Origin of the sequence: Streptomyces sp. NPDC060366 (assembly GCF_042725135.1) — a bacterium.
GTDB lineage: Bacteria > Actinomycetota > Actinomycetes > Streptomycetales > Streptomycetaceae > Streptomyces.
Map to the genome: position 1 here is coordinate 35,421 of NZ_JBHXDC010000026.1, position 13,359 is coordinate 48,779.

A 13,359-nucleotide genomic window follows, 5' to 3' on the forward strand; every position below is an offset into this window, starting at 1 on the left:
CCGTTCGGGCCGGGCCGGGTGAGCCGCGCGGCAGGGCGGGGCCGTGCCCCGGCGGTCCGCGTGCGGTACGGAGAAGCGGGCCCATGCTTCAGGGCGCGGACGGTACGGGACCGGTGGACTCCCGTACGACCAGGCGCGGGCGTCCGTCGAGGACCGGCGGGGGTACGTCCTCGCCGCACCGGACGAGCAGCGCACGGGCGGCGGCCGCGCCGACCCGCTGCACCTGCTGGTCCACGGTGGTGAGCCGGGGGTGCAGCCAACGGCCGAGCGGCAGGTTGTCGTACCCCACCACCGACACGTCCGCGGGCACCCGGAGCCCGCCGCGCTGGGCCGTACCGATACCGCAGACGGCCATGGAGTCGTTGGAGAACACCAGCGCGGTCGGCCGGTCGGCCAGGGCGAGCAGTTCCTCGGTGACGGCGACGGCCGCCCGCTCCGTGAAGTCGGTGTGCCGGACGGCGACGGGCCGCAGCCCCGCTCCGGCGAGGGCGTCCTCGAACGCGGCCCGGCGCAGCCCGGTGTGCACCAGGTCGGACGGGCCCGCGATGTACGCGAGACGCCGGTGGCCGAGCTCCAGCAGGTGTGCGACGGCCTCCCGGACACCGGCGTCCTGCTGTCCGAGGCCGATGCCGGGCACCGGCGACGCCGGGTCCGGGGCGCCCAGCAGTACGGCGGGCAGCCCGAGGCCCCGCAGCAGCCGCGGGCGGGGGTCGTCCGCCCGCGCGTCGGTCAGAACCGCACCGTCGATCCGGCCTTCCGCGGCCAGCCGTTCGTACAGCGCGCTCTCCTGGGCCATATCGGCGACCAGATGGAGGAGCAGACCGTAGCCCCGGGGGGCCAGTTCGCCCTCCAGACCGGTGATCAGCTCACTGAAGTGCGGGTCCGCGCCGAGCACATCCGTGGGCCGCCGTACGACGAGCGCGATCGTACGGGTGCGCGCCCGGCGCAGGGCCGACGCCGACGCGCTCGGCGACCAGCCCAGTTCGGCGGCCGCGTCCAGGACCCGGCGGCGGGTGGCCTCCGAGATCCGGCCGGTGCCGTTGACGGCCTGGGAGACCGCGGCGGTGGAGACCCCGGCCGCGGCGGCCACGGCCTTGATCGTGGGCCGGGCCGCTCCCTCGGATCCCGTACGGGTCCTGCCCCCGCCGGGAGCGCTGTCCGGGATCCGGTCCGGGCTCGCGGCCGGGGGCTGTGACCCCGGCGACGTGCCCGTGCCGCTCCCCGCGTCCTCGGGACGCTCCTCGAAACGTACCTTCACATCTTCACCGCCCCGCTGACGAGAGCCTGTTGCATGCGCTTCTGGAGCACGGTGTACACCACCCAGACCGGGACCAGCGTCAGAACCGTGCCCGCGGTCAGAATGCCGTAGTCGGTGCCGGTCAGGGACTTCAGGGTGGGCAGGGCCACCTGCACGGTGCGCTGCTCGGGGTCGGGGCCGACGATGACGAGCGAGTAGAGGTACTCGTTCCAGAAGGTCAGGAAGTTCAGCAGGAGGATCGTCGCTATCCCCGGCATGCACATCGGCGTGTAGATGTGCCGCAGGACGGCGAAGGTGGACGCGCCGTCCAGTCGTGCCGCCTCCTCCATCTCGCGCGGGATGGTCCGCATGAACTGCACCAGGATCACGACCGAGAGCGGCATCGCCGTGGCCGGCAGGAACAGCACCATGAACATCCGGGTGTGGAACAGCCCGGTCGCGGCGGCGAGCAGGAACGTGGGGAACAGCGCGGCGAACGTCGGGACCAGGAATCCCAGCGAGAACACCCGCTCCACGAACGCGCCGAGGCGCCCCTCGCTCCGCGCGATGGCGAAGGCCGCCGGAATGGCGAGCGCCAGGGTGAGGACCAGCGCGAGCACCGTGACCAGCACCGAGTTGACGATGGCCGTACCCAGGTCCGCGGAGGAGAACGCCTCCCCGAAATTGTGCGACGACAAGGAGGCCGGCAGGGAGAACGGGCTCCCGAAGATCTGATCGTTCGTCTTGAACGCCGAGACCAGCAGGTAGTAGAGGGGGACCACGAGCAGTGCCGCGTACAGCCAGGCGAGGATGTGGGCCGGCAGCCAGGACCTTCCGAACTTCATGGAACCGCTCCGATCAGTAGTTCTGGCGGAAGACGCGACGGATGGTCAGCAGCCCGGCCAGACCGACCAGGAACAGGACCACGCCGACGGTCTGGCTGTAGCCCAGATCGGCCGCGATGAACGCCTTCTGGTACACGAGGAAGGACAGCGTTGTCGACGAACTTCCCGGACCGCCCTGGGTCAGCAGCAGCACGTTCTGCGCGGAACCGAACAGGGTCCACAGGAACTGAAGCATCGTCACGACACCGACGAAGTCCCGGATGACGGGGAAGTGGATGCGCCACATGGCACGCCAGTGACCGGCGCCGTCCAGCGCGGCGGCCTCCCCGATCTCGTCCGGCACGCTGCCCAGCCGGGCCGCGAACAGCACGGCCGTGAAGCCGATGCCGCTCCACACGTCCAGGACGATCAGGCAGTACAGGGCGGTGGACGGCGAGGCGAGCCAGGCGTCCGTCAGCGAACCCAGACCGACCTTGTCCAGACCGCCGTTGAGCAGCCCGTCCGGCGAGAGGACCGCGTAGAAGACCATCGCCTTGGCCGGGGTGGAGATCAGACCGGGGATGAAGAGCAGGTACCGCAGAGCGCGGTGGCCCGGCGGCCTCTGCGCGACGTAGTACCCGAGCATGTACGCGCCCACGATCATCACGGGCAGCGCGACGACGAGCTGTACGGCGGTGTTGCCCACCGCGTCCCAGAAGACCGGGTCGTCGAGGACGGCGCGGACGTTGCCGGAACCGGCGAACGACACCGGCTGGAGCATGCCCGGCCAGTGCAGGGCGGCGATGACGAAGATGGCGACCAGCGGGCCGACCATGAAGACGAGGTACCAGACCAGCGCCGGTACGGCCAGGACGACCCCGCCCTGCTTGCGGCGCGGCGAGGGAGCGGCGGGGGACGGCGACGGGGGGTCCGGCCGGCGGACCGGGGCGCCGCCCGGGGCGGACGAGAGCAACGTCATGAGGGGACTCGCAGAGGGCTCGGGCGCGCGGATCAGGCCGTGCGGTAGGCGGATTCGAGGGCGGAGCGCACGGCGGCCGCGCTCGTCCCCGGGGTGAAGGCGGTGCTGGTCGCCGTGATCAGCGGCTGGGTCGCCGTCGGAGGGACGTACAGATCGGGCAGGAGGACCTGGCTGACCCGCTCACCGAGCCGCTGCGCCTCGGCCACCAGCGGGAACTGCTTGCTGACGGTGTCCGTCACGAGAGCCATGTCCCGTCCGCTCTCGGTGATGAAGCGAGAGACCACCTCGGGCCGGTACATGAAGCGCAGGAACTTCTCGACCGAGGACAGCTTCTTGACGCCGTTGGGGCTGATCCAGAAGCCGATGAGGGTGTACGAGCGCAGGATCGTCGGTTTGCCGTGCGAGGCGCCGGGGGCCAGCGGCCAGCCACCGATCGCGGTGTGCCCGGCAGGCTTCGGGGCGACCTTCGCCAGCGCCGAGGACATCGCGGACTGGATGGCCGCCGCCTCGGTGTTGTACTGCGTCGTCATCGTGTCGGAGGTCAGTCCCTGCGCCTTGTCGGCGAAGACACCGGCGTCGCGCAGCTGGACGAAGTAGTCGATGCCTTCGCGGACGCCCCTGCCGCCGCTGAAGTCACCGGTCGAGTAGACGTTCCTGGCCTCGTCGGGCGTGAGGAAGGTCTGGATGATCTGGGCCAGCAGCTTCTGGCCGGTCCAGTCGTTGCCGCCGACGGTGACCGGGGCGATGCCCTTGGCGCGCAGCTTGCGCGCGGCGCCGATCAGCTGGTCCCCGGTGGTGGGTACGGAATCGACGCCGGCCCGCTCCAGCAGGGCGGTGTTGTAGGCGACGGGCCAGTTGGTGGCGAAGTAAGGGAAGGCGCGCAGCCTGCCCTTGCTGTCGGTCCACTCCTCCAGGGCGGCGGGCAGGACGCGCTCGCGCAGCCCCCAGTCGTCGAGATACCCCTTCACGTCGACGGTGGCACCGACATCGGTCCAGGCCAGCGTCTTGTCGTAGAGGTTGACCATGACCACGTCCGGCTCCTTGCGGGCCAGCCGGGAGGTCTCGTACACCTGGGGAAGGTCGTCGCCGTTGACGAGGTTCTTGATCCGGAGCCCGGGGTTCTCCTTCTGGAAGGCCTTGACGACGGCCTCGTAGGTGGGGGAGCCCGGTGCGGTGGTGCCGAGCTGGGTGTGCACGAGCAGGGTGCCGGGGTCGGAATCGGCCGAGGCGAGCGTGGAGCAGCCGGACAGAGCGGGAAGCGCGGTAGCGGCGGCGAGGCCGGAGCCTGCTGCGAGGAAACCGCGCCGACTCGGGGATGAGCGCACAGCGGGATGTCTCCAACCAGGACGTTAACCATGTGGTTAATCGATGTACCAGTGGGCTGCGAGAAACTTAGGGGTACTTCCCGAAACGGTCAACCCCCGGTTGCGCATGCCGAAAACACGGACATCTCAGGTGAATTGATGACTTGACGAGAAGGGGTGGACCGGGTGGGCCCTCGCAATCCGCCTGCGCCCTACGCGAGTTGACGGCTGCGGCCGCGCCCGGAGTTGAGGAAGCGGCGGGCCGTACGGGCGGCTCGGGGCGAGAGGTCGGAACGTGCGAAGTCGGCGTGCGTCTCGGATTCCTGATTCCGGCCCGGCCGACCCGATCGACGTAGGCCGACGGTCAGGGCGTGCTTCCCGTGCACGGCGGCTAAGAACATTTTATAGTTAAACGTAGAAATCAAACTGATTCCTACGCGTAACGGAGCAATCGTGAGTAACGACAAAGACATGGACAAGGCCAAGGGCAAAGCGAAGGAAATGACCGGCAAAGCGACGGGCGACAAGAGCAAGGAGACGGAGGGCAAGACGGACCAGGTCAAGGCCGCCGCCGAGAAGAAGGCCGCCGACATGCGCGACCGCGTCGACGGAGTCAAGGAGTCGCTCAAACGCGACGACGACTCCTGACCGCGCCGGGCGCCGTCCTCGTAGACACGCCGGCGCCGGTGGGCGACGACCAGGACGACGGCTTACCCCGCATCCCGCTCCGATACGACCGCGCGAACTGCGCCGCCTCCAGGAGGTCTCTACGCGGGCGGGCGAACGGTCGCGCATGAGGACGGCCCGGCACCATGACCGTCAGGACGGCGGTGCACCAACGGCCGTTGCGCGAGAACGGCCGGCAGACGCACCACCCCCGGGAGCCCAGGTTCCACGTCGGCTCCGATCCGCAGTGCGCCGTCGTCGAGGTCAAGTTGTACGGCACCGGGCCCGGAGCAGCCGGTCACGCCCGGCCGCCGGCGTCGTCGCCGACGCGTGCGACGGCGACCACCGCCATGTCGTCGTCGCGATCGCCCTTCGTCCACCGGCCGACCGACGAGAACAGGGCGCCGATCAGCCGCTCCGGGCCCCCGTCCGGGACCGGCCTCAGGTCTCGGCAGGGGTCGTAGAAGGTCCCGGCCGCGTTCCGGGCCTCCGTCACTCCGTCCGTGACGCACAGCAGGGTGGTGCCGGCGGGGAAGTCGTACGATCGGGGGCCGCCGGTGCCCGGCGCGAGGTCCCGCATCCCCAGCGGCGGTGTCGCCTCGCCGGTGTCCAGCCGGCACAGCTCGCCGTCCCGTAGGAGATACGGCGCGGGGTGGCCGCAGCTCAGCAGCCGCAGTGTGGTGCCGGGCCGGTCGATCTCCACCAGGAGCGCGGTGGCGAAGGCCTCGGCGGCATCGGCGGCCTCGGGCGCGAAAGGGTCGGCGTACTGCTCGAGGGACCGGGCGACGGCCCGGTCGAGGCGTTCGGCGAGTCCTACCAGGTCGGGCTCGGACTGGGCGCGCTCACGGAACGCGCCGACGATGACGGAGACGGCGGAGACCGCGCCGAGACCCCTGCCGCGTACGTCGGCGATGAGCAGCCGCAGACCGAAGGGTGTCTCCTCCACGGCGTAGAGGTCGCCCCCGATGCGGGCCTCGGTGGACGCCGCCTCGTAACGGCAGGCGACGGACATGGGCCCGACAATCGTGGGCAGCGGTGGCAGCACGGCCCGCTGAAGCGTCTCGACCGTGGATCTGACCAGGGAGAAACTCGCGCTCTGTCTGTCAAGCATGCGCCGGACGGCCAGCGCGAGAGCGCCGGCGATCACGACCTCGCCGATCTGTACACCCTTTTCGAAGTTGGTGAACTCACTCAGCAGCGCGGCGACGAAGATGATCGCGACTCCGATGGTCACGATCAACAGGGTGTCGCGAAACGTGGCGGTGATGGCGGCCACCATGCCGGCGACCGCGACGAGCGCGGCCCCGTTGACGATCGCGGGAGTCAGCAGTTCGAGGCCGACGGCCCCGGCGAGAAGCACCGGGGACAGCCAGGGGTACTGCTGGATGCGGGAATGCCGCTCGTCCATGTCACCGGTCCCTGTCCGCTCAACCCCGTCTCTCCGTTCAGCCACCACATCACGAGAACAGTGTGTTCACCCCGCTACAAAACCACCTTAAATCACATAAAACTACAAAAGAGCAATGTGATTGCCGGAGGCCGTGCCAGCGGGCGAGGACCAGAAAGAGCACCCCGGCCGGCCACCGAGGCGCGCGGCCGTCTCCGGTGGACCTGGTGACGCGACAGCACTGCGTCCGGCTGGCGCGGATGGAGGACTTCTGCGGTCCACGCCGGCATCGGACGTGACCTGTCGCAGCGAAGGTTGAGCGAGCGCTCCGCGCAGATGACCCGGACGGGCCGTCAGAGGCAGGTCAGGCGACCAGTTGTCGCTGCACTGCCTGGGCGTCGATCAGATAGTTCATCTCGTAGAAGCGCCCGTCACGAACCTTGTGGAAGGCGTACTCGGCATACTCGACCGTGGCGCCGGTTGGGGACACGCCGAACCACTCCTTCGCGGGCGTGCCCTTGTTGAACAGACGGGCCGCCACTCGATCACCGTCGACGGCGAGGTCCTGGACCCGCCAGGTGAAGTCCGGCACCGCGTCGCCGTGCCCCTCCAGCTCGGCGATGACGTCGTCCCGCGTGACCGGGTGGCCGTTCATGATGAGTTCGTCGTGGATGAATTCGGTCATGCGGTGAAACTCATGAGCATTGAGCGCGTCGATGTAGCGCTGGAAGAAGTTGCGGAGTTCGGCGTCAGACATGGTTGCCTCTCAGTGCCCCGGATCGGGGTGTATTCGAATGGCGATGCTCTTTTACGATCCAGCCGGTACGGAGGTGAGCGCGGCGGCACCCTTCCCTGGTTGTCCGCTTTCCCGTGTGCCACCCGGCGGTCCGGTCAGATCTGGTTCATTCCGCCGTCGACGTAGAGATTCGCGCCGTAGATGAAGCTGCTGTCCGACGAGGCGAGGAAGGTCACGGCGGCGGCGATCTCGTCCGGGTCGGCGACTCGCCCGGCGGGCAGGCCGGCCGCGACGGTCTCCTTCATCTCCTTGGCGCGATCGCCGAAGGCGGCGTCCCACATCGGGGTGTTCACCGGGCCGGGCGAGATCGCGTTGACCCGGACACCCCGAGTGCCGAGCTCGTCGGCCCAGGCGCGGGCGTAAGCCCGCACGGCAGCCTTCGATGCTCCGTAGGCGCTCATGCCCGCCGCGCCTCCTTCGGCGGCGGTGGATGAGGTGAGGATCACCGAGGCGCCGTCGTTGAGCAGCGGGAGGGCCTTCTGCACAGTGAGGAAGGTGCCCTTGACGTTGATGTCGAAGACCGAGTCGTGGATGTCTTCGGTGAGTTCGGCCAACGCCGCGATGTGGTTGATGCCCGCGTTGGCGAACAGCACGTCCAGGCCCCGTCCGTGCTCCCGCACGCGCTCGTACAGGCGATCCACATCGGCCGCGACGCTGACGTCACCGGAGACCGCGGTGGCGTTGCCGATGGCGGCGACGGCCTTCTCCAGCTCGGGTTCGCGCCGGCCGGTGATGAACACGTGCGCGCCCTCGGCCGCAAGTCGCTTCGCAGTCGCCAGACCGATCCCGGTGCTGCCGCCGGTGACGACTGCGGTCCTACCCTCAAGCTGCCCCATGAGCATGACCTCCGCAAATATAAGTACCGATCGATACTGAATGGGACTGTAGCACCTTCAGTATCGATCAGTACAAAAGAAGTGCGAGCGAGTGCATGGAGACACGACGGAAGGTTCTCCCCCGTGATCGTGGGGATGTCTCAGCCGGCCGGGCCACGGAGCGCCTGCGTCCCTATGACGGACAGCAGTTGCAGCTTTTCGTGGCTCTCGCTGCCGGGAATGGCGGTGTAGACGAGCAGGAAGTGCGTCTGGACCGGGTCGAGGAGTGTCTGGCAGGTCAACTCCATCGCGCCTAGCTCGGGGTGGACGAAGTGCTTCACCTCGTGGGGGCGAATGCCGACCTCGTGGTCGTTCCAAACCTCCCGGAACCCTTCGCTTCGCGCGAGAAGCAGGTCGGCGAGGTGCGCGGCCCCGGGAACCCGGTCCTCGCAGCGTGACCACCCCGCGCAGACCCGAGGCGAACATACGGGTGAGGAACGGATGGTCGTCGGGAGCGTAGAGCTGCCGGGTGGCGGGGTCGGTGAACCAGCGGTAGCCGATGCTGCGAGCCGGGCCGCTGTGGGTGGTCAGGTCGCCGGTGAGCGCGATGCCCAGCTCGGTCTGCCGCAGCGTCTCGCCGAGCTCGGTGACGATCTCCGCGGGTGTGTCGTGCAGGCGGTCGAAGATGCGGAGCAGGCCGGGACTGATGTGCTCGCTGATCGTCCCCCGGGCGGGCGGGTTGTGGCCGGCGAGCCGGAACAGGTGGTCACGCTCATCGAGGGACAGGTGGAGTCCTTGCGCGATGGAGGCGATCATCTGCTCCGATGGCTGGGGTCCGCGCTCCCGCTCGAGCCGCGCGTAGTAGTCGGTCGACATGTGGCAGAGGGACGCCACTTCCTCCCGCCGTAACCCGCTTGTCCTGCGGCGTTGGCCGCGCGGGAGGCCGACGTCTTCGGGTTGCAGCGACTCCCGGCGATGCCGGAGGAACTCCGCCAGTCCGGTCCGGTCGATCATCATGCGTGCCCTCCTTCGGCGCAGCATCATTACTACCGTCCGGGCATCCGCGTATCCACGGCCTGCTGATCCCCCCGTCTCGAGCATGTCGCTGCGACAAGCAGGCCACGGCCCTCCGGTGATCCTTCGAGTGATCGCTACGCGCGCTCCCGCGCCCCCAGATACGGCTCCGGCCGAAGTGTGGTCCTTCCGTATCAGTGGATCGACCGGCCCTGTATAACGCCGCCGTCCTCCACGACGGTGGAAGCAACGACACAGCTTCCAGGAGTGAACACATGCCACGCACGCCCATCGACATCACCGTCCCCGACCTGTCCGGTAAGCGCGCCGTCGTCACCGGAGCAAGCGACGGCATCGGGCTCGGCCTCGCCACCAGGCTCGCCGCGGCCGGGGCCGAAGTGCTCCTGCCCGTGCGAAATCCACGCAAGGCCAAGCCGCGATCACCGCGATCCGCCGGACGGCCCCCGACGCGAACGTGTCGCTTCACGCCCTCGACCTGTCCTCGCTCGCCTCCGTCGCAGCCCTCGGCGAGACCCTGCGAGGGCAGGGGAGCCCGATCCACATCCTCATCAACAACGCCGGCGTCATGACCCCGCCCGACCGGCAGACGACCGCCGACGGGTTCGAGCTTCAGTTCGCCACCAACCACCTCGGCCACTTCGCGCTGACGGCCCAGCTGCTGCCACTGCTGCGCGACGGCCACGCAAGCGTGACCTCGCAGATCAGCGTCGCGGCGAACCGGAACTCCATCAACTGGCAGGACCTGAACTGGGAACGCTCCTACGACGGAATGAAGGCGTACAGCCAGTCGAAGATCGCGTTCGGGCTCTTCGGCCTCGAGCTCGACCATCGCAGTCAGGCCGGCGGCTGGGGCATCACCAGCAACCTCTCCCACCCCGGGGTCGCGCCGACGAACCTGCTCGCGGCGCGCCCCGAGGTCGGCCGCGACAAAGAGACCGGGGGCAGGAAGCTCATCAGCGCACTGTCCGCCCGGGGCATCCTTCTCGGGACCGTCGAGACCGCGAAGCTGCCGGCCCTCCATGCCGCGACGGCTGCCGATGCCCGGGGCGCCCGACTCTACGGACCGAGCGGACTCGGTCATCTCGGCGGACCTCCTGACGAACAGAAGCTCTACTCCCGCCTTCGCAGCACCGAGGACGCCCAGCGCATCTGGCGGGTCTCCGAAGAGCTGACACAGGTGTCGTTCCCCAATGCCTGACGCACGCCCCCGCCGCGATCGCCGACACGCTCATCGACAGGCACGGCTGGACGGCCAGGGCGGTGACGACATCGCCTGCTCCCGCTCGACCTGGAAGCTCACGCGGCTGACGTCACCCGGCTGGGGATCGAGCACGCGTTCGCGGACTGGTCGGCGGCCACGGACTCGGGGGAGTGCCGACGTATTCAGCGGTGCCGGGGCGCCGGGCCGGTGGAGTCGCGTACGACAAGCTCGGGTACGAGTGTTTCCTGGCGTCTCGGCGCGTCGGGGTGGGCGATTCGGGCTCTGATGAGTTCCGCGGCCCGTCGGCCGATGTCCGCCTTCGCCGGGGCCACGGCGGTCAGCGGCACTTCGCACAGGTCGGCGACCTCGTTGTCGTATCCGATGACGGAGAGATCCTCCGGAACGCGCAATCCGCGTCGCCGCGCAGCGCTGACCAGCAATGACGCCTCACGGTCGGCGAAGCAGAGCGCGGCCGTCCCGTGCTGCCGCAGCAGCTGATCGAGGAAGCGGTCCGCGTCCTGTCCCGTCCAGCGGCGCAACGAGGTGGCGACCACGGGAGCCGGGTCGAGACCGGCGCGCTCCAGCCCGACGGTCAGGCCCGACCGGACCTGCGGCGCCGTGTGGGGACTGATCCTCTCCGCGTAGCCGATCCGCGTGTGGCCGAGGCGCAGCAGGTGCTCGACAGCCGCGCGTGCTCCGGCGGCGTGGTGGGAGCAGACGAACTCCACCGATGTCGCCGGGAGTTCCGTCCCCCGCTCGACGAGCACCATGGGCACGGCGGACTCCTCCGCCTCTCTGAACCAGGAGCCGGGGCCGTCCTCGTCGAGAGTGGGCACCACGATCAGCCCGTCCGATCCCGATCGGGTCAGCTCCTCGACGGCCCTGCGCTCCAGCTCGGTGTCCCACTCGGTGCACCGCAGGAGCATCCGGCAGCCGTGGCCGGAGAGTTCGCGCTCGATACCCGCGATGACACGCGGGTAGTAATACGTCAGTGAGGGCATGACGACGCCTACCGCGTACCCGGTCCCCACCGCCGGAGAGGCCGAGATATAGGTCCCGGATCCTTGCCGCCGGTAGACCAGACCCTCCTGAACCAGCAGATCGACCGCCCGCCGTACGGTGTTGACGCTCACTCCCTGATCGCGGGCCAACTGTTGCTCGGTCGGAAGCTTCCCCGCGGGCCAGCGGAGTTCCGCGATGGCCTGGCGCAGGTCGTCGGCCAGATGGCGGGTCTTGTGGCCGCGCGGTGCGGCGGTGCCGACGGGAGCGTGCGACGGACTCATCCCACCCCCTTTGGTGTGTACGGGCGCTGCCCAGAGGTGACGATCGTACGCTCCCCATCCGCCGGGCCCCCTCGCTACTGACGGTCCGTCAACTCCCTATTCATTCCAATGAATCTGTTGACGCATGGCATGACTTGACCCAAACTCCTCACGAGATACAGCAGGAGCCGGCGCTGTCCCCCACACACAAGAAGCTGAGGTCTCGTCGTGGCCATCACCGTGTCCAGAGGCAGAACGAGCAAGCGTGCTCTCGTTCTTGCCTGCGCCCTGTCGGTCCTGGGGCTCCAGGTCAACCAATCGGCCTTCGCGGCGGGACCCCCGTCCGCCGCCGCCACCGTCTACTACGTGGACCCGGCCACCGGTTCGTCGGCCAACCCCGGCACGGCGGACCGGCCGTGGCGAACGCTTCAGGAGGTTTTCGCCACGGGGAAGACCTTCGCCGCGGGTGATGTCATCCAGCTGCGGAACGGCAACCACGGGAGCCCCGTCGTCACCGGGGGCATCGCGTCAGGCGTACGGACGATCAAGGCCGCTCCCGGCGCGACACCGAGGATGAAGACGCTGAGGTTCGCGTCGGGCGCGACGCGCTGGACCGTCGACGGGGTGCTCATCTCGCCCCAGGAGGCCGACGGCAGCCACACCACGGGCAACCTCGTGCAGTTCGACGCCGGCGCCACCCACGACATCCTCCAGAACTCGCAGGTCCGCGCGGCCGGCGACGCGTCGGCCGACACCTGGTACAACAACGACTGGGTCGCCCGCAGTGGTACGGCCGTCCTGGTCGTCGGAGCCAACAACCAGGTGCTCAACAACCGGATCCGCAACGTGCGCAACGGTGTGATGCTCGAACGCACCTCGCAGGCCGGCGCGGGCGCCACCGGCGCCGTGGTCAGGGGAAACAGCGTCGACCACTTCTGGGAGGACGCCTACCGCTGCAAGATCAGCGGCTGCCTGCTGGAGTACAACTCCGCGGTCAACAGCTACGCGGTCGTACCGCCCGGCACGGAGAACGACCCGCCGCACCGCGACATGTTCCAGAGCTTCCGCGGCGACGGCGGCTTCACCCCGGTCAGCGACGTCGTCCTGCGCGGGAACGTCTTCACCAGCCGCAAGGGCACCCGTTACGGCAAGATCCCCTTCCAGTACAACGGCAAGTACACGATCCAGGGCATAGGCGTCTTCGACGGTCCCTACCGGAACTGGACCATCGAGAACAACGTCGTCCAGGTGGAAGTCGGCCTCGCGATCGGCCTCTACGGCATGAACAACAGCAAGATCGTCAACAACACCGTCGTCCCGCGCTCCCCGGCCACGGACAGTGAGATCCGGCTCACCAATCAGAAGGACGGAACGCCGTCGAGCGGCAACATCGTCCGCAACAACCTGGCACGCACCTTCAACACGGGCGCGGCGATCAACACCCAGCACTCCAACAACATCACGGTGGGCACCGCCTTTTCGACGTACTTCGTCGACCACCCGGGCGGCGATCTGCATCTGAAGCAGGGTTCTCCCGCCATCGGCACCGGAACGAACAGGGACGCGCCCACCCTCGACGCCGACCGGAAGCCGCGCTCGGCCTCCTTCGACGTGGGGGCCTACGAGTACTGACCGCACCACGCGACGGTGGCGTGAGAAAGCCGGCAGACGCGGTGACCGCCCGCGTCCGCCGGCACGGCGAGTGATAGCGCTTCCTACCCCCGACATCCCGAAGGCTTGCTACCAACTGCCGTTATTGTAACTATTTTTCGGCTTTCTGGTGTGCAACCGGCCGAGCCGGGGCAGCCGGACGGCATCGATTTTTCCATCGTTGTCAGAAAGCGCTTTCCCAC

The 13,359-nt window shown here is 68.8% G+C and carries 10 protein-coding genes and 2 pseudogenes; 3 read left to right on the top strand and 9 right to left on the bottom strand.

Annotated elements, in window-relative coordinates:
- Nucleotides 1–88 precede the first annotated feature (88 nt).
- The 4 genes from ACFWHU_RS35475 to ACFWHU_RS35490 form a co-directional block, all read right to left on the bottom strand.
- Entirely contained in the window at nucleotides 89–1,090 is a 1,002-nt protein-coding gene (locus tag ACFWHU_RS35475) for a LacI family DNA-binding transcriptional regulator (protein ID WP_387230251.1), read from the bottom strand.
- A gap of 164 nt (nucleotides 1,091–1,254) precedes the next feature.
- Nucleotides 1,255–2,082: a carbohydrate ABC transporter permease gene (locus ACFWHU_RS35480; RefSeq protein ID WP_385795484.1), complete on the bottom strand. Its 828-nt coding sequence runs from the start codon at nucleotides 2,080–2,082 to the stop codon at nucleotides 1,255–1,257.
- 13 nt (nucleotides 2,083–2,095) lie between these two features.
- The gene (locus ACFWHU_RS35485; protein ID WP_387230202.1) at nucleotides 2,096–3,040 is read right to left on the bottom strand and encodes a carbohydrate ABC transporter permease; all 945 of its coding nucleotides are present in this window, start codon (nucleotides 3,038–3,040) and stop codon (nucleotides 2,096–2,098) included.
- 32 nt (nucleotides 3,041–3,072) lie between these two features.
- Nucleotides 3,073–4,365 (bottom strand): ABC transporter substrate-binding protein, encoded by a 1,293-nt coding sequence (locus ACFWHU_RS35490; protein ID WP_385795489.1) that lies wholly within the window; start codon nucleotides 4,363–4,365, stop codon nucleotides 3,073–3,075.
- Nucleotides 4,366–4,797: 432 nt separating this feature from the next.
- On the opposite strand from ACFWHU_RS35490, the gene ACFWHU_RS35495 reads away from it, so the two are divergent.
- A complete protein-coding gene (locus tag ACFWHU_RS35495; RefSeq protein WP_385795490.1) occupies nucleotides 4,798–4,992 on the top strand; it encodes a CsbD family protein in 195 nt (64 codons plus the stop codon).
- A 316-nt stretch (nucleotides 4,993–5,308) separates the two neighbouring features.
- Here ACFWHU_RS35495 and ACFWHU_RS35500 read toward each other — a convergent pair whose 3' ends face one another.
- The 4 genes and pseudogenes from ACFWHU_RS35500 to ACFWHU_RS35515 all read right to left on the bottom strand — a co-directional run bounded on the left by ACFWHU_RS35500 (nucleotide 5,309) and on the right by ACFWHU_RS35515 (nucleotide 9,025).
- Nucleotides 5,309–6,418 (bottom strand): PP2C family protein-serine/threonine phosphatase, encoded by a 1,110-nt coding sequence (locus ACFWHU_RS35500; RefSeq protein WP_385795492.1) that lies wholly within the window; start codon nucleotides 6,416–6,418, stop codon nucleotides 5,309–5,311.
- Between the two features lie 343 nt (nucleotides 6,419–6,761).
- Nucleotides 6,762–7,154, bottom strand: coding sequence for an ester cyclase (locus tag ACFWHU_RS35505; protein WP_387230205.1), 393 nt, complete (start codon nucleotides 7,152–7,154; stop codon nucleotides 6,762–6,764).
- Between the two features lie 134 nt (nucleotides 7,155–7,288).
- Nucleotides 7,289–8,029, bottom strand: coding sequence for an SDR family NAD(P)-dependent oxidoreductase (locus ACFWHU_RS35510; protein WP_385795497.1), 741 nt, complete (start codon nucleotides 8,027–8,029; stop codon nucleotides 7,289–7,291).
- Between the two features lie 140 nt (nucleotides 8,030–8,169).
- Nucleotides 8,170–9,025: pseudogene (locus tag ACFWHU_RS35515) on the bottom strand (helix-turn-helix transcriptional regulator).
- Between the two features lie 272 nt (nucleotides 9,026–9,297).
- Between ACFWHU_RS35515 and ACFWHU_RS35520 the strand changes: the two are divergent.
- Nucleotides 9,298–10,241, top strand: a pseudogene (locus ACFWHU_RS35520) (SDR family oxidoreductase).
- Between the two features lie 185 nt (nucleotides 10,242–10,426).
- On the opposite strand, the gene ACFWHU_RS35525 reads toward ACFWHU_RS35520, so the two are convergent.
- A complete protein-coding gene (locus ACFWHU_RS35525) occupies nucleotides 10,427–11,527 on the bottom strand; it encodes a GntR family transcriptional regulator (protein ID WP_385795505.1) in 1,101 nt (366 codons plus the stop codon).
- A 207-nt stretch (nucleotides 11,528–11,734) separates the two neighbouring features.
- Between ACFWHU_RS35525 and ACFWHU_RS35530 the strand changes: the two genes are divergently transcribed.
- On the top strand, nucleotides 11,735–13,138 hold the full coding sequence (locus tag ACFWHU_RS35530) for a choice-of-anchor Q domain-containing protein (RefSeq protein WP_387230207.1): 1,404 nt from the start codon (nucleotides 11,735–11,737) through the stop codon (nucleotides 13,136–13,138).
- The last annotated feature ends 221 nt before the right edge of the window (nucleotides 13,139–13,359 follow it).